This is a genomic window from Halomonas colorata, from assembly GCF_014897985.1.
Taxonomy (GTDB): Bacteria; Pseudomonadota; Gammaproteobacteria; order Pseudomonadales; family Halomonadaceae; genus Vreelandella; species Vreelandella colorata.
In genome coordinates, this window is the sequence record NZ_JABUZA010000001.1 from 1 (window position 1) to 14,651 (window position 14,651).

The 14,651-nt window shown below is 57.7% G+C and carries 15 protein-coding genes; 6 read left to right on the forward strand and 9 right to left on the reverse strand.

Annotated elements, in window-relative coordinates; translation table 11 throughout:
- Positions 1 to 302: 302 nt before the first annotated feature.
- From INT33_RS00005 to def, 4 genes are all read right to left on the reverse strand, one after another.
- Complete coding sequence (locus INT33_RS00005; RefSeq protein ID WP_192538587.1) at positions 303 to 509, reverse strand: dodecin; 207 nt, start codon at positions 507 to 509, stop codon at positions 303 to 305.
- Between the two features lie 38 nt (positions 510 to 547).
- Positions 548 to 1,897, reverse strand: a complete 1,350-nt coding sequence (rsmB, locus tag INT33_RS00010; protein ID WP_193090809.1) for a 16S rRNA (cytosine(967)-C(5))-methyltransferase RsmB — start codon at positions 1,895 to 1,897, stop codon at positions 548 to 550.
- Complete coding sequence (gene fmt / locus INT33_RS00015) at positions 1,894 to 2,877, reverse strand: methionyl-tRNA formyltransferase (RefSeq protein ID WP_193090810.1); 984 nt, start codon at positions 2,875 to 2,877, stop codon at positions 1,894 to 1,896. Before fmt ends, rsmB begins: the two co-directional genes overlap by 4 nt.
- A gap of 219 nt (positions 2,878 to 3,096) precedes the next feature.
- Positions 3,097 to 3,612, reverse strand: a complete 516-nt coding sequence (def, locus tag INT33_RS00020) for a peptide deformylase (protein WP_018918148.1) — start codon at positions 3,610 to 3,612, stop codon at positions 3,097 to 3,099.
- A 164-nt stretch (positions 3,613 to 3,776) separates the two neighbouring features.
- On the opposite strand from def, the gene INT33_RS00025 reads away from it, so the two are divergent.
- The 6 genes from INT33_RS00025 to aroE all read left to right on the forward strand — a co-directional run bounded on the left by INT33_RS00025 (position 3,777) and on the right by aroE (position 9,267).
- The gene (locus tag INT33_RS00025; RefSeq protein WP_192538590.1) at positions 3,777 to 4,670 is read left to right on the forward strand and encodes a peptidoglycan-binding protein; all 894 of its coding nucleotides are present in this window, start codon (positions 3,777 to 3,779) and stop codon (positions 4,668 to 4,670) included.
- A 38-nt stretch (positions 4,671 to 4,708) separates the two neighbouring features.
- Positions 4,709 to 5,890: a DNA-processing protein DprA gene (dprA, locus tag INT33_RS00030; RefSeq protein WP_192538591.1), complete on the forward strand. Its 1,182-nt coding sequence runs from the start codon at positions 4,709 to 4,711 to the stop codon at positions 5,888 to 5,890.
- A gap of 55 nt (positions 5,891 to 5,945) precedes the next feature.
- Complete coding sequence (locus INT33_RS00035; protein ID WP_192538592.1) at positions 5,946 to 6,503, forward strand: L-threonylcarbamoyladenylate synthase; 558 nt, start codon at positions 5,946 to 5,948, stop codon at positions 6,501 to 6,503.
- Between the two features lie 2 nt (positions 6,504 to 6,505).
- A complete protein-coding gene (locus INT33_RS00040) occupies positions 6,506 to 7,348 on the forward strand; it encodes an oxygenase MpaB family protein (RefSeq protein WP_192538593.1) in 843 nt (280 codons plus the stop codon).
- Between the two features lie 86 nt (positions 7,349 to 7,434).
- Positions 7,435 to 8,352 (forward strand): oxygen-dependent coproporphyrinogen oxidase, encoded by a 918-nt coding sequence (gene hemF / locus INT33_RS00045; RefSeq protein ID WP_192538594.1) that lies wholly within the window; start codon positions 7,435 to 7,437, stop codon positions 8,350 to 8,352.
- 93 nt (positions 8,353 to 8,445) lie between these two features.
- Positions 8,446 to 9,267, forward strand: coding sequence for a shikimate dehydrogenase (gene aroE, locus INT33_RS00050; protein WP_192538595.1), 822 nt, complete (start codon positions 8,446 to 8,448; stop codon positions 9,265 to 9,267).
- A gap of 70 nt (positions 9,268 to 9,337) precedes the next feature.
- Here the strand turns inward: aroE and INT33_RS00055 are convergent, their stop codons facing one another.
- From INT33_RS00055 to INT33_RS00075, 5 genes are all read right to left on the reverse strand, one after another.
- Positions 9,338 to 10,141 (reverse strand): M48 family metallopeptidase, encoded by an 804-nt coding sequence (locus tag INT33_RS00055; RefSeq protein WP_192538596.1) that lies wholly within the window; start codon positions 10,139 to 10,141, stop codon positions 9,338 to 9,340.
- A 294-nt stretch (positions 10,142 to 10,435) separates the two neighbouring features.
- Positions 10,436 to 11,050 carry a hypothetical protein gene (locus INT33_RS00060; RefSeq protein ID WP_193090811.1) on the reverse strand — a complete coding sequence of 205 codons (615 nt, stop codon included), beginning with the start codon at positions 11,048 to 11,050 and terminating at the stop codon, positions 10,436 to 10,438.
- A 366-nt stretch (positions 11,051 to 11,416) separates the two neighbouring features.
- Positions 11,417 to 12,820: a ribosome biogenesis GTPase Der gene (gene der / locus INT33_RS00065; protein ID WP_018918138.1), complete on the reverse strand. Its 1,404-nt coding sequence runs from the start codon at positions 12,818 to 12,820 to the stop codon at positions 11,417 to 11,419.
- On the reverse strand, positions 12,817 to 13,986 hold the full coding sequence (gene bamB, locus INT33_RS00070) for an outer membrane protein assembly factor BamB (protein WP_192538598.1): 1,170 nt from the start codon (positions 13,984 to 13,986) through the stop codon (positions 12,817 to 12,819). Before bamB ends, der begins: the two co-directional genes overlap by 4 nt.
- Entirely contained in the window at positions 13,983 to 14,639 is a 657-nt protein-coding gene (locus INT33_RS00075) for a YfgM family protein (protein WP_192538599.1), read from the reverse strand. Before INT33_RS00075 ends, bamB begins: the two co-directional genes overlap by 4 nt.
- Between the last annotated feature and the right edge of the window lie 12 nt (positions 14,640 to 14,651).

The window sequence follows — 14,651 nt, forward strand, 5'->3', positions numbered from 1 at the left end:
ATGTCGTTTTCCTCGCGGGCGAGGTGCTCCGCCAGGGTACCGCCGACCTGGCCGGCGCCGAGAATGATGATTTTCATTACTGAGCATCGGTTCCATTAAAAGCGCCAGCGCAATGTCTAACGTGAAGTCCTAATATAAAGTTCTGATATAAAGTTCTGATATAAAGTCCTGATATAAAGTGCTTATACACAGTTCTTATACACAATTCTTATATACAGTTCTTATATACAGTTCTAACGTAATGCGCTGCAACAAAGACGGCGGCCAGTGTAAACCAGCCGCCGTCGAAAAGCAGGTAGGATTTATTCCAGCGTGAAGCCAACTTTGACAGTGACCTGCCAGTGAGCAACGCGACCATCTTCAATATGACCACGGGTATCGGTCACTTCCAACCAGCGCATGTGCTGAATGGATTCTGAGGCTTTAGCAAGTGCGTTCTGCACGGCGTCCTCGATACCTTTTTCGGAAGAGCCGGTGATTTCTACGTGCTTGTAGGTATGTTGCGTCATGTTATCTCCATCCTTAGTCATGAATTCACTACTTACGTTTAAGCAGTATGCTTCTCTAGTCTGGCATAAAAAAAGCCATCGTGACGTCCCTGTTCGGGAAACAGCTGACGACCTTGGCCGCTCGGCACTCCCCAGGCAACGTCATTGGGCGTGGTCACCTTGGCATCCGGTGTCCGGGCTAAAAACGCATCGATCTGCTTGGCGTTCTCTTCAGGCAGTACTGAACAGGTGGCGTAGAGCAGCGTGCCGCCTTCGCGTAGCAGAGGCCACAAGTTATCCAGTAGCTGCTGTTGCAGCTTGGCTAACTGGCGGATGTCCTCTTTACGGCGCAGCGCCTTGATATCTGGATGGCGCCGGATAACCCCGGTACCGGAGCAAGGGGCATCCAGCAGAATAGCTTCAAACGGCGTGCCGTTCCACCAGTCACGCTCGGCGGCATCGGCATGCTGCAATTCAGCGGATAAGCCTAACCGGTTGAGGGTGTCTTCAACGCGCGATAGACGGTGGTTGTCGCTATCCAGAGCGGTCAGGGCAATATCGAACTGCTCAAGCAAGTGAGCGGTTTTACCGCCGGGCGCGCTACACGCATCCAGCACATGGGCGCCTGCTCGGGGAGCAAGCGCTGGGCCCAGCAGTGCGGCGCTAAGCTGAGCCGCCTCATCCTGCACGCTGACGTGGCCTTCGGCAAACCCAGGCAGGGCCGTCACGTCACACGGGGTATGCAGCGTAATGCCATCCGGCGAGTGGGTGCATAGCTCGCCGTTTAAGCCGGCCTCAACGAGCTTTTCCAGGTACGCTTCACGGTCGTTATAGCGCTGGTTAACCCGCAGAGTCATGGGGCCGGGCTCATTATTGGCCTCGACGATGGCACGCCACTGCTCGGGCCAGGCGTTGCGCAGCGTATCCAGCAACCAGCGAGGATGTGACAGCGCAACGCTTTCATCGCGGTCGACCGCTTCCTGGAGCGCATCGGATTCTCGCTGCAGGCGGCGCAGGCAGCCATTTAACACGCGGGTTGCCCACTCCTTGCCCAGCAAACGCGCGGCGCCCGCCGTTTCACCTACCGCCGCGTGGGCAGGAATGCGCATATACAGCAGCTGATAAATACCCACCAACAGCAGGGCATGGATATCGCTGTCACGCTTTTTAAAAGGCTGTTTCAGCAACGTGGCGGCAAGAGCTTCCAGGCGTGGAAGACGGCGGCAGGTGCCAAAGCAGAGCTCTTTTAAAAGCCCTCGATCGCGGGCAACTACGCTGTGTTCATCCAGACTTGAAAGTGAGCCTTGCTGGCTAATCACCGGTGCCAGAGCGCGAGCGGCGGCGGCGCGAACGTCTTGGCCGCTATTGGCTGACGGGCGCCCGCGTTGCGCTGAACGTTGTTGGCTCATAAAGAGTCTCCTTGCTGGGGTTGCTGACCAAGGCGGGTGCCGGTGGTAAGGCGTGCGTGGCGGGCATTGAGTAAGTCGCGCACCGCCATGGCTTTGCCGCCCGGCAGTTGGGCGCTGCTGATGCAGAGGACCTCGCGGCCTTCAGCGCCGCAGGCGATGCGCAGATGATCTTCGCCATGCTCCAAAAGCATGCCGGGAAGCTGCGGGGCGTGCTCGCCGCTCTCAATGCTTGCCATCAGCAGGCGCAGGCGGTCATCGCCCAATTGGCACCAGGCAACCGGCCAGGGGTTGAAGGCGCGAATTTTACGCGCAAGCTCCTCAGCGGGCCGGGTAAAGTCCAGCTCGGCTTCGGCCTTGCTGAGTTTGGTGGCGTAGGTGACGCCTTCGGCAGGCTGAGGTGTGGCGCTCGCCTTGCCTTGGGCGATATCGTCCAACACGCTCATTAACGCACCGGCGCCTTGAATAGCCAGGCGGTCGTGAAGGTCACCGCCGGTGGTGCGCTCAGTAATCGGCGTGCGTACTTCGTGCAGCATCGCCCCAGTATCCAGCCCCGCATCCATTTGCATGATGGTTACGCCCGAGGCGGAGTCGCCCGCCTCAATTGCGCGCTGAATGGGTGCCGCGCCGCGCCAGCGGGGCAGTAGCGATGCATGCACGTTAATGCAGCCCAGGCGCGGCGTATCGAGCACTACTTGGGGGAGCAATAATCCGTAAGCAACGACCACCATGATATCCGCGTTAAGTGCCGCCAATTCGGCCTGGGCGTCGGTATCTTTAAACGTCTGGGGCTGGTAAACCGGCAGATCGTGTTCAAGGGCAAGCTTTTTCACAGGGCTGGGCGTGAGTTTGCGTCCGCGCCCCGCTGGGCGGTCAGGCTGGGTATACACCGCCACCACTTCATGGTTGCCATCCAGTAGAGCCGCAAGGCTTGAGGCTGCGAAATCAGGCGTGCCAGCAAAAACAACGCGCAACTGTGACATGACAATAGCTACCTAATAACAGGGAAAAAGAGAAAGCCCAGACCAACAATAAAGGCCGAGAAGCGAAGGCATACAACAACTGTTGTGATCACCGGGCTTCTCGGCCTTAAGCGTTGTCATCACGCTTGTCGCAAACGTTTCAGCAAAACTTTCTTGCGAAAACCGAAGTAAACTATGATAAAACGAGGCTATGCAAAACGTAGCTGTAATAAAACAGAGCTAGCCGTTGTCCTGCATCAGCTTATGGCGTTTCTGCATTTTTTTCATAATGCGATCACGTTTAAGCGGCGACAGGTAATCAACAAACAGTACGCCTTCCAGGTGGTCGTACTCGTGCTGAATACAGTGTGCCAGCAGGCCGTCAGCCTCAATTTCGTAAGCATCGCCGTTGCGGTCAAGGGCGTTGAGTTGGACCTTCAGGTAACGCGGCACTTCGGCGTAGTGCTCAGGAATCGATAGGCAGCCTTCTGAAAGCGGTTCCTGCTCTTCGCCGATAGGCGTGTAGCGGGGGTTGATCAAGACAAGCGGCTGCGAATTGTCTTCGCTGACATCCATGACGACGACGCGCCGATGGACATCGATCTGGGTGGCCGCAAGACCAATGCCGCGAGCGTCGTACATGGTCTCTAACATATCGTCGACAAGTTGGCGGATCTCATCGTCAACGGTTTCCACCGGTACCGCCTTGGTGCGCAGGCGCTCATCGGGGAATTCGAGAATAGGAAGTTTGGCCATGAGTTTACAATCACCGTTATGCTGAATCTTTGATAATCAGGCCGGGTCGTTGCGGCCTCACACTGTTCTAATAACTATTATATCACGCTGACAGCACTCCTGGGCATGGGCGCAGGGCCAGCAGCGCGGTGAAAGTCGATCGCAACATCCTCAAGGAGCGTGGGATGACGATACTAGCCTTTAGCGATGTCACGGCCATGCAGCGCGCCCCACGCGTACTGCGTAAACGGTCACTCTACTTAGCATTGGGCCTGAAAAGCGCCGCGCTAATCAGCCTATCGCTGTGGGTAAGCATGTCCGCGGCAGGTAGTGATCAGAATGATGCGCGGCTTAACGAATTAAACCCGCTATCGCCTGAAAGCCTGGATGCCTTCTGGCGTGAATACCGCGTAGTGGAGCCGGGCGAAGCTGTGCAAGCGCCAGCTTACGTCATTGGCGGCGAGAATCAGCGCCTGCTCCATGCGCCGGGCGATACGATTTTTGCGCGAGGCAACGTACAGGAGAATGTACAAAAGAATGCACAGGATATTGCGCAGAAGAGTGCCACGCTAGGTATTTACCGCCCGACGCAAACCTATACCGCTGACGACGGCACGCCGCTGGGCCAAGCGCTCACTAACATTGGCGAGGCGCGCCACTTGCGCACCGCTGGCGATATGCTGGCACTGGAAATACTCCGCGCCCATCAGGAGGTGCGGCGTAATGATCTTATCCTTGTTCGGGAACAGCACCCGCCGCCCTCTGCGCTACAGCCGCAACTGCCTCCCCGCAACGTGAGTGGACGTATTCTTGATGTGCCAGACGGGCTGCGTTTTATAGGCCGCCTGCAGATCGTGAGCATCGATCTGGGTACTCAGGATGGCTTGCAAGCCGGGCATGTCCTTCAGGTTAACCAGCCAGGCGAAACGTTTGATGACCCGCCAGTGACCCAGCTGCCGCCGACGCCCTCGGGCAAATTAATGGTCATTAAGCCTTATCAGCAGGTGAGCTTCGCGCTGGTGATGCAGACATCCAACGTGCTGGAAGTCGGGGATCAGGTAGTGTTCCCGAATCAATAGGATACTTTTAAATCGGACATGCACTTTAAGGAGAGCCAATGGATGCCAGCGAGTGGTTAGTCGTTAACGCCTTGCCGGGAATGGGCGCCTTGCGGATTAGCCAACTGGTGGCCCGCAAGCCACGCTGGCCGGAAGGCTGGCTTGCCGCGCTGCCCAGTAATGCCGCCAGCGCGTTAAGGCTATGGCTTGAACATCCAGAGCGCAGCCCGCTTCAGCAGTGTGTAGACGATGCCTTGGCATGGCAGCAGGGTGGACATCATCGGCATATTTTGCATCGTCATCATCCTGCCTGGCCTGAGCTGTTAAACGAGTTGCCGGACCCACCCGCCATCTTATGGGCGCAGGGGGATCTTGCGGCGCTTAACGGGCCGACGCTTGCCATGGTGGGGACGCGCAAACCTACTTCCGAAGGCAGCGCCAATGCGCAGGGGTTTGCACGGGAGCTGGCTTGTCGGGGGTGGTGCATCGTTAGTGGTATGGCATTGGGGATCGACGGCATTGCCCAGCGCGCGGCGCTCAATGCCGGAGGTAGCAGTATCGCAGTACTGGGCTGTGGCGTGGACGTTATTTATCCTGCCAGACACCGCGACCTTCACGAGCAGCTAAGTAACGCCCCCGGAGGGCTGCTGTTATCGGAACACCCGCCGGGCACAACGGCGCGCCCAGCGTTCTTCCCGCGCCGCAACCGGATTGTGACCGGGCTTTCCCTGGGCACGTTAGTAGTGGAGGCCACGGAGAAAAGCGGCTCGTTGGTTAGTGCGCGCCTGGCACTGGAGCAGGGCAAAGAGCTATTTGCGGTGCCGGGTTCGCTGCATAACGTACAGGCACAAGGCTGCCTGCATCTCTTACGTAACGGGGCAACGCTGGTGCGCCACGTTGACGATATTGTTGAGGAATTGCAGCAGTGGGCAGGCCACTTTCTACCCCAAGCAAGTCATGGCCAGGCAGACTATGATCAGACAGGCCATCAACAAGCAGGGCGTGATCAGCTAGCGGCTGCATCTTCATCTTCACTACCATCTTCACTACCCCCGCGCGAAAGCGAGCCGCTGCCGGATACGCTGCTTAACGCTTTATCCGCAACACCCGTGCCCCTTGATGTGCTGGTACACAATACCGGCGAAACCGTCAGCGGTTGTCAGCAGCGGCTACTGATGCTGGAACTTGATGGATGGGTGGCCCAGCAGGCGGGTGGCTGGGTGCGTTTGCCCAGGCCATGATAAAATATGCGTATTCTCATTATCGCCCGTCGCCTCTAGTAGAGCAGGAGTTGCCATGAAACCGGCCACCAACCTCGAAACTGCCGTTAATGCGTTACATGCAGGTGGCGTGATTGCCTGCCCCACCGAAGCGGTGTGGGGGCTTAGCTGCGACCCGGATAACGGCGAAGCACTGACGCACCTGATGCGCATGAAGGCACGTGACCCCGCCAAGGGCGTTATTTTGGTCGCTGCCAGCATCAAGCAGTTCCAACCCTGGCTAAGCCAACTGCCGCTCGCACTACACGCACCGCTGGCTGCCAGCTGGCCCGGCCCCAATACCTGGTTAGTGCCGGATAATGGCCGCAGCCATCCCTTGGTGCGCGGTGCTCACCAGCGCGTAGCCTTGCGGGTGACCGATCACCCGTTGATGAAAGCATTATGCGAAGCGTTTGGCGGGCCGCTGGTGTCTACCTCGGCCAATCGCGCCGGAGAGCCGCCGGCCATGAGCAGTGACGAAATTGTCAGCATTTTTGGTCAGGAGATCGCCGCAATGGTTGCTGGTGAGCTTGGCGGTAACTCGCGGCCCAGCACTATCCGCGACCTTGCCACGGGTCAGGTGATGCGCGCCTAGCCGTGGCCACTTTTCTGTATGACGCCATGGCGGCGCGCCTGGGTGAGGCACGCGCTGCGCAAAATCCCGGCCCCTTTCCTCTGGATGGCCTGGTGCGCAATATTCATGGCGACTTTACGCCCATGATGTGCGGCGGCATCAGCGCGCTGCTCTTGCAGATGCTGCATCCGCTGGCGCTGGCTGGCGTATGGGATCACTCAAGCTTTCGTCATGATATGGTCGGGCGGCTAAGACGCACCAGCGACTTTATCGCCACCACCAGCTTCGGTACTTTCGAGCAGGCCGAAGAGGCGATTGCCCGGGTGCGCCGGGTGCATGCCAAGGTACGCGGCCACGCCGCCGATGGCCGTCCTTATTCTGCCGACGATCCGGATCTTCTTACCTGGGTGCATGTCGCTGAGATGAGCCGCTTCATGGCTGCGCATCTGCGTTATCGTAATCCTCAGCTTGAGCGCGAAAGCCAGGATCGTTACTTTTTCGAGACCGCCTGTATTGCCGAGGCGTTGGGCGCAAGCAACGTACCCGATAGTCGCGCTGCGATTGATGCATACCTGGACGCTAAACGGCGTGAACTCATTTGTGACGAGCGCACCCGGGAAGTCGTGCAGGTATTGCTAGATGCCCCGCCGCGCCATGTGATCTTTGGCCCGGCCGGTGCGCTTTTCATGCGTGCAGGAATCGATCTACTTCCCGAATGGGCCGCAAATCAGCTTGAACTGAACATGCCACGGATTCAGCGCCGCCTGGTACGGGCCGGGATCAAAAGCGCCATGCCTATGATCAGCCGTGCGGTGCGAAGCGGTGCCTATCGCCGAGCGCTCACGCGTTTCCAATCACGATCGTAACGCTTTAGAACTCGTCTATTTTTGCCGATTCGCCCTTCACCCCTTACCATTACTATTAACCCTTTTGACACCATCTTGGAGACACCGTGGCCCAAGAGCACCTGAATAATGTTAAAACGTACCTGCTGGACCTGCAGGAGCGGCTCTGCGAGGGCCTGGCCGCCGCCGATGGCCGTGGTACATTCCGCGAGGACAGCTGGCAGCGTGAAGAGGGCGGCGGCGGTCGTTCTCGGGTCATTGAGCAGGGCGGCGTGTTCGAAAAAGGCGGCGTCAATTTTTCCCATGTCTACGGTGCTAAGCTACCGCCTTCTGCCACCGCTGCCCGCCCGGAGCTTGCCGGACGCAGTTTTCATGCGGTCGGGGTTTCCTGGGTGCTGCATCCTGAAAATCCGCATATCCCCACTAGCCATGGCAACGTGCGCTTCTTTATCGCCGAGAAAGAGGGTGAGCCACCGGTGTGGTGGTTTGGCGGTGGGTTTGATTTAACCCCCTACTACCCGGTGCTCGATGATGTTGTGCATTGGCATCGGGTTGCCAAAGCCGCCTGCGACCCCTTTGGCGATGACGTATACGCCCGCTATAAGGCCTGGTGTGACGACTACTTCTACCTAAAGCATCGCGACGAAACTCGTGGCGTGGGGGGGCTGTTTTTTGATGATCTCAATGCGGGCAGCTTTGATGAGTGCTTTGCCTTTCAGCGCGCCGTAGGCGATAGCTTTTTGGATGCTTATCTGCCTATTGTGGAGCGACGTAAAACCGATGCCTGGGGCGAGCGTGAGCGTGAATTCCAGCTTTATCGGCGTGGCCGCTATGTAGAGTTTAATCTGGTGTGGGACCGGGGCACGCTATTTGGCCTGCAAAGCGGCGGGCGTACCGAGTCGATTTTAATGTCCATGCCGCCACTTGCGCGCTGGGAATATGCTTACACACCCGACGCCGACAGCGCCGAAGCCAAGCTTAATAGTTATCTGGTGCCTCGTGACTGGCTGGGGATTAGCAGGTAATAAATAAGCAATCCAACGAACGCTTACTGACAATGCACACATAACTACGTAAGGGGATCTTTGGAATATGAAAGAATGCATAGGAGCGAGCCAATGAGTGACCGTTACTGCGTGTTTGGTAATCCCATAGAGCACTCAAAATCGCCACTGATTCACACCGAGTTTGCCCAGCAAACCAAGCAGGACATTGAATATACGAAGGAACGGGCGCCTCTGGATGGCTTTGCCGAAACTTGGCGATCGTTTGTTGAGAAAGGCGGGCGTGGTGCCAACGTAACCGTGCCTTTTAAAGGCGACGCCTTTGCGCTATGCGACACTTTAAGTAAACGTGCCCAGCGAGCCAAAGCGGTTAATACACTAACGGTAGGTGGCAATGGGCTGACGTATGGTGATAACACGGATGGCGTGGGCTTGATACGTGATCTGAACTATCACCGGGTGCCCCTCACCGATAAACGTGTGCTGGTGATTGGTGCGGGTGGCGCCGTGCGGGGCGCTCTGGAGCCACTGCTTGCCGAGCAGCCCGGCGAGGTCGTCCTGGTTAACCGTACCGCTGAAAAAGCCCAGCAGCTGGCAGATGATTTTGCTGACCTTGGCGAGCTGCACAGTGGAGGGTTCAAGGAGATTAAAGGCCCGTTTGATGTCGTGATCAATGGCAGTAGCGCAAGCTTAAACGGTGAGTTGCCACCGCTGCCGGGTAACTTATTTACAGAAGGTGCCTGGGCCTACGACATGATGTATGGCGCAGTACAAACGGTGTTCTTGAAATGGGCGGGTACTCATGGTGCTAAGCGATTGGATGGCCTGGGAATGCTGGTTGAACAGGCGGCAGAAGCGTTCTTTTTATGGCGCAATGTACGCCCTGATACGACCCAGGTACGCCAGATGATACGCCAGATGCTGAACGCCGCCTAACGTCTAAATCATTACGCCAAGATGAGGGCGGTGTCTCATCTTGGCGAATACATCCGTACGCCCTAACTGCTCAAGGGCGCTTGCAGCTAGGCGTCTGCCCATTGCTGCGTGCCTGTTCATAGGTCGCAAGCGCTCTATCCATATTGGCCTGCAGGCCTTCAATACGCTGGCCTTGATTGGGGTGGGTTGACATCCACGCTGGGGGAGCGCTGCCGCCTGAGGCTGCCTGCATATTTTCCCAAAGCGTTACACTTTGACGTGGATCAAAACCTGCTTGGGCCATCAGATCCAGGCCAATAACGTCCGCTTCGCTTTCGTGGCGGCGTGAGAAGGGTAGCGCAATGCCGTACTGCGCGCCCATACCCAGTACGCCCATCAACTGTTGTCCACCGGGGCTCTGCATACCCGAGGCGCTGGAAATCACCGACAGCCCCAGCGAAGTAGCGCTTTGGGTCGAGGCGCGCTCATTGGCGTGGCGGGCGAGTACGTGGCCAATCTCATGGCCGACGACGGCTGCCAGCTGGTCTTGAGTGGTAGCAACATTCAACATGCCGGTGTTTACGCCCATGTAGCCGCCAGGGAGAGCGAAGGCGTTAGGCTGCTCGGCCTTGAACACACGCACCTGCCAATCCAGGCTGCGCTGATCGCCAGGTAGCACGTCAACAATCGCATCGGTGATGCATTGCACATAGCGCAGGCTGGCCTGGTCAGCGGTGGGAATATCCTTCTGGTACTGAGCAAATGCCTGCTGGCCCATCTCGTTAAGCTGGTCGTCGGAAAGCAGCAATAATTGCGAGCGCCCGGTGGGTGAGGTAGAACAAGCCGCGAGCGAAGCGCATAGCGCGGTAACAGCCAATGGACGAAGCCAACGCATAAGATAGTTTCCTTCTGGACGAATAGGTTCTCTACTCACAAGATAACCATTGAGAGCGGTCAAGCAATACCGCCATCATAACTGACTTTACTTGAGGATAGGTATGGGAGGATAGCTCTGTGAGGGTCGGTCTGTGAGGATAGGTATGGACGCGGAATTGAGCCAACCTTTAACCAAGCTACTTGATCATGTCGGTCAATGATTGCCACCGGAAGAACCATTGAAATATCCATGGGTGGCTATGCGGCAGTTTGCGGCCCACTGGGTAGGCCGCAAACGTCTGGAGGAAAAACGTTAACGCTGAGGCGTTAGCTGACCATCTTCGCCCACATTCAGGCGGATAGTCGGCGTTAACAGCCCGGCAGGCAGCGTCATGCCCAGCCCGCGCAGGTCGCCTGGCGTGATGGCCAGTTGACTGCCCGCCGGGAGCTCACCCTGAGCGGCGAGCTGCCGGGCTAAGTTCAGCATCGGCGCCATCTTCTGGGTGTCTGTGCCTAAAACATCAAAAGCCACCGGCAGACGCAGGTTAGCGCCGTCGCCCGGGGTCAATGACACATCCTGGTTGTACTCGCCTTGCACAGGCTCTACGCCCGGCATGTTCAGCGTCCAATCAAAACCTGACATGGCCACCGCCGGCATGCCTGCAGGCAGGCCCAGCCCCAACGCAAGCGTTGCCTGTACCGGCAGGCTACCAGCGCCCAGGCTTGAGGCTAAGAGACTGGTTAGGTCGCTGGTGTCCAGGCCCGCATTGATGCTGTAGGGGCCAATGCGCACGTCTTCAACGCCAAGCGATGTGACTGCCAAACGAAACGCAAACAGGCTCGTTTGAGGAAGCGCCAGACAGCCGGTGAGTAAGCTGGCCAAACTAAGTGTCACAAGCCAGCGCCAGTGACGAACCGCATAACGCATAAGTTCCCTCCTAAGAAGGGCGAAAGGTGAGCGGAAGTGCCCAAAGCGAGGCTATTTGAGGTAGGGCGGCGCTTTTTGTCAATAGATTTTTGGAAGAAGTAGGGATTTGGCCCCTGCTTTAACCCTTGGAAGAAGCTTTGGTGGGAGCAGGCTTTAGCCAGCGATGCAGCGCGAAGCGCTGCTGGGGTTCGTGGCGGTGGCGCGATATTGCCATTCGTCGAGTAAGGGCGGCTGTCGCCGCCATCGCCGAATGAATTCGGCTCCCACGTTGAGTCTACGGATAGGTTGAGTCAACGGATAGAGAGTGTAATAAAAAACGCCTGCTGAGTTATTCAGCAGGCGTTTGATGATTAGTGCTATAGGCGTCTAGCGGCGCTTCTGGCGCGCCTCTTTGGTGCGGTTAAGCTCGCGTTTCTTGGCCTTCTCTTTATCGCTGGCTCCCGCCATATGATCAAACGGGTTATCGCCCGAACGGAACTCAAAGCGCATCGGCGTGCCGCGTACTTTAAGAACCTTACGGAACGTATTGATCAGGTAGCGGCGATACGCTTCGGGCACCGACGCGGTCTGGTTACCGTGCACCACGATGATCGGCGGATTGCTGCCGCCCTGGTGGGCCATACGCAGCTTGATACGCCGCCCATTGACCATCGGCGGTGGATGCTGGCTGACTGCGTCTTGCAGCAAGGTGGTCAAGCGGTTGGTGGACCAGTGCGCGTTAGCGGCGTTAAACGCCCGCTCAATCGATGGGTACAAATCACCCACCGCCGTGCCGTGCAGGGCCGAAATAAAGTGCATTTCGGCGTAGTCGGCAAAGCCCAGGCGGCGCTTGATATCCGAGCGCATTTTTTCTTTCGCTTCGCTTTCCACACCGTCCCATTTATTGATGGCAAGCACCAGCGCGCGCCCGGTCGTCAATACGTAGTCCAGTAGGTGTAAATCCTGTTCCACCAGGCCGCTGCGGGCATCCAGTACCATCACCGCGACGTGAGACTCTTTGATCGCATCCAGGGTTTTGATAATGGAAAACTTTTCAGCAATCTCGCTGACGTTCTTACGCCGCCGAATACCCGCGGTGTCGATCAAAACGTAAGGCTTGCCGCGCCGCTCGAAGGGGATTTCGATAGCATCGCGCGTGGTGCCCGCTTCATCAAACACCACGACCCGTTCTTCGCCGAGCATCCGATTGACCAGCGTGGATTTACCCACGTTCGGGCGGCCAATGACGCCAATGCGAATGCCTTTGCTGCCGGTGTCGGCAGGAATGCTGGCATCCCGCTCGGGAAACGGTTCAAGCACAACATCGATCAGCGTGGAAACGTTGCGCCCGTGTGCCGCTGCAATCGGCCAAGGGTCGCCCAGCCCCAGCTTCCAGAAGTCAGCCATGGCCGAATGCTCTTCCAGGCCGTCGATCTTGTTGACCACCAGCCAGGTTTTCTTCTGGTTGACGCGCAGGTGGTTGGCAATGGCTTCATCGGCCACGTTCAATCCAGCGCGGGCATCGACCAGGAACAGGACAATATCGGCTTCATCAATCGCCGCCAATGACTGTTCGGCCATGGCTGCATCGATGCCTTCTTCATCACCGCTGATACCGCCGGTATCAATCACGGTGTAGGTCTTGCCCCCCAGCATGCCGTTACCGTACTTACGGTCGCGGGTCAGGCCGGGAAAATCAGCGACTAACGCATCACGCGAGCGCGTTAGTCGGTTAAACAGAGTCGATTTGCCCACATTGGGGCGGCCGACCAAAGCAATGACGGGTGTCATGGAGTAACTTCCAGGGTTTCCAGGCGACCATTGTTGGCCTGGACATGAATGGTGCTGCCTTCGGTAACCGGGACGACGCTAATGCCAGAGCTATGAACCCGGGTGCGTCCCACGACGCTACCTTCACGCACGTCGATCAGGTGGAGATAACCTTCAAAATCGCCCACCACGATGTTGCCACTGGCAAAGGCCGGGGCGGTTAACCAGCGATCTTCAAACTTATCATTACGCCAGACTTCCTGACCATTACTGGCATCAAGGGCAACCACTTGGCTGTCGTCGGTAACCACGATCAGGTAATCGCCCACCAGGATCGGCGTGTGGCGGCTAGAGATGTTGCTTTCCCAGAGTACATTGCCGCGAGTGGCTTCCAGCCCCACGACCCGGCCGTTATAACTGGTCACAAACAGGCGGCCGTCAGGGGTGATCAGCGGCTGACCAGAAAGATCGACCAGGCGCTCTACTTCGCTACGTCCACTGGGGGTTGCGATCTGCATATCCCAAAGCGGTTGACCGTTACGGTTATCAAGCGTTGCTAAGCGACCGTTGGCCATGCCGACAAACGTAACCGGCTCGATCACCATGGGCGTACCCGTACCGCGCAGGGTAAGGGCTGGCTGGGAGCTGGTGTAAACCCAACGCTCTTCACCGCTGAGGCGGTCAAGCGCCGTTACCTGGCCATCCACACTCTGCACGATCAGCAGCTGCTGGTTGGCCTGAGGAGCCGCGAGTACTTCGCTGGAAACGCTGGAGCGCCAGCTTACGCTGCCGTCACGCTGGTCAAGCGCAATGACTTCACCGTTGCTCGTACCCAGATACACGTGACCGGCAATCGCATTCAGTGCGCTGGAAACCGGTGCGTTAAGCTCTACCCGCCACTCACGCTCACCGCTTGCGGCGTTAAACGCCATCACCAGGCCTTGAGCGTCAGCGGCAAACACCGTGTCGCCTTCACGTGCTGGTGCAATGGGGTTGCGTGCCCGGCCCAGGCCGTCGCCCACATTGTGGCGCCACTGGGTTTCAAGCGTGGCGGATTCATTAAAGCTTTGCAGCTCTTTTGGCGTATAGGCGGGCTCACCCTTGCTGGCGCAACCGGCCAACAAGGCAAGGGCAACTGCTCCGAACGTTACGCGCATGAGCTGTTTGGATAGACGCAGATTCATCATTGAGTCGCCTCCTCGGCGCCAAGATCGTCAAGCTTGAATTGCACGCCGTAAAGCGTCTGGTTCTGATTTTCAGCAAGCTCTAACGCATTTTGCCAGGCGCTACGGGCTTGTTCGGCTTGGCCAAGGGCTGCGTAGGCATCGCCGCGCACATCGGCTTGCTGAGCAGCCAGCGCTTCGCTGATAGGCTCATCAAGCAGGCTCAGTGCTGCTTCAGGGTTGCCATTGGCGACTTCGATACGCGCCAAGCGCAGCCAGGCCAGACTTTGCACATAGCGACGCGAAGAGTCGTTGGCTACCTGCTCAAGCGACGCTTTGGCCTCGTCCAGGTTGTCCTGCTGAACGGCTAAACGGGCATCCATCAGGAGGGCAAGTTCGGCATAAAGCGTTTTGCCGTAATCGTCGGTGAGTTCGCTGATCAGCTCACGCGCGCTGGCGGTTTGCTGTTCGTCGAGTTCGCTTGCCATGGCAATATTGACCAGCTGCTGGTAGCGAACCGAGGCGGCTTCCGACTGACCTTCCTGATAGTCTTGCCAGGTATGCCAGCCAAACACGCCCGCAGCGGCAAGAGCGGCACCTGCAATCAGCGAAGTACCATTCTCTTTCCACCAACGCTTAACGACTTCCAGCTGTTCTTCTTCGCTTCGATCCGCCACGGGCGGTCTCCT

Coding starts and splice junctions, on each gene's coding strand:
- dprA (WP_192538591.1), top strand. CDS start 4,709: ATGGATGCCAGCGAGTGGTTAGTCGTTAACGCCTTGCCGGGAATGGGC.
- def (WP_018918148.1), bottom strand. CDS start 3,612: ATGGCCAAACTTCCTATTCTCGAATTCCCCGATGAGCGCCTGCGCACC.
- INT33_RS00055 (WP_192538596.1), bottom strand. CDS start 10,141: ATGCGTTGGCTTCGTCCATTGGCTGTTACCGCGCTATGCGCTTCGCTC.
- bamB (WP_192538598.1), bottom strand. CDS start 13,986: ATGATGAATCTGCGTCTATCCAAACAGCTCATGCGCGTAACGTTCGGA.
- der (WP_018918138.1), bottom strand. CDS start 12,820: ATGACACCCGTCATTGCTTTGGTCGGCCGCCCCAATGTGGGCAAATCG.
- INT33_RS00005 (WP_192538587.1), bottom strand. CDS start 509: ATGACGCAACATACCTACAAGCACGTAGAAATCACCGGCTCTTCCGAA.
- fmt (WP_193090810.1), bottom strand. CDS start 2,877: ATGTCACAGTTGCGCGTTGTTTTTGCTGGCACGCCTGATTTCGCAGCC.
- INT33_RS00035 (WP_192538592.1), top strand. CDS start 5,946: ATGAAACCGGCCACCAACCTCGAAACTGCCGTTAATGCGTTACATGCA.
- INT33_RS00060 (WP_193090811.1), bottom strand. CDS start 11,050: ATGCGTTATGCGGTTCGTCACTGGCGCTGGCTTGTGACACTTAGTTTG.
- rsmB (WP_193090809.1), bottom strand. CDS start 1,897: ATGAGCCAACAACGTTCAGCGCAACGCGGGCGCCCGTCAGCCAATAGC.
- aroE (WP_192538595.1), top strand. CDS start 8,446: ATGAGTGACCGTTACTGCGTGTTTGGTAATCCCATAGAGCACTCAAAA.
- INT33_RS00025 (WP_192538590.1), top strand. CDS start 3,777: ATGACGATACTAGCCTTTAGCGATGTCACGGCCATGCAGCGCGCCCCA.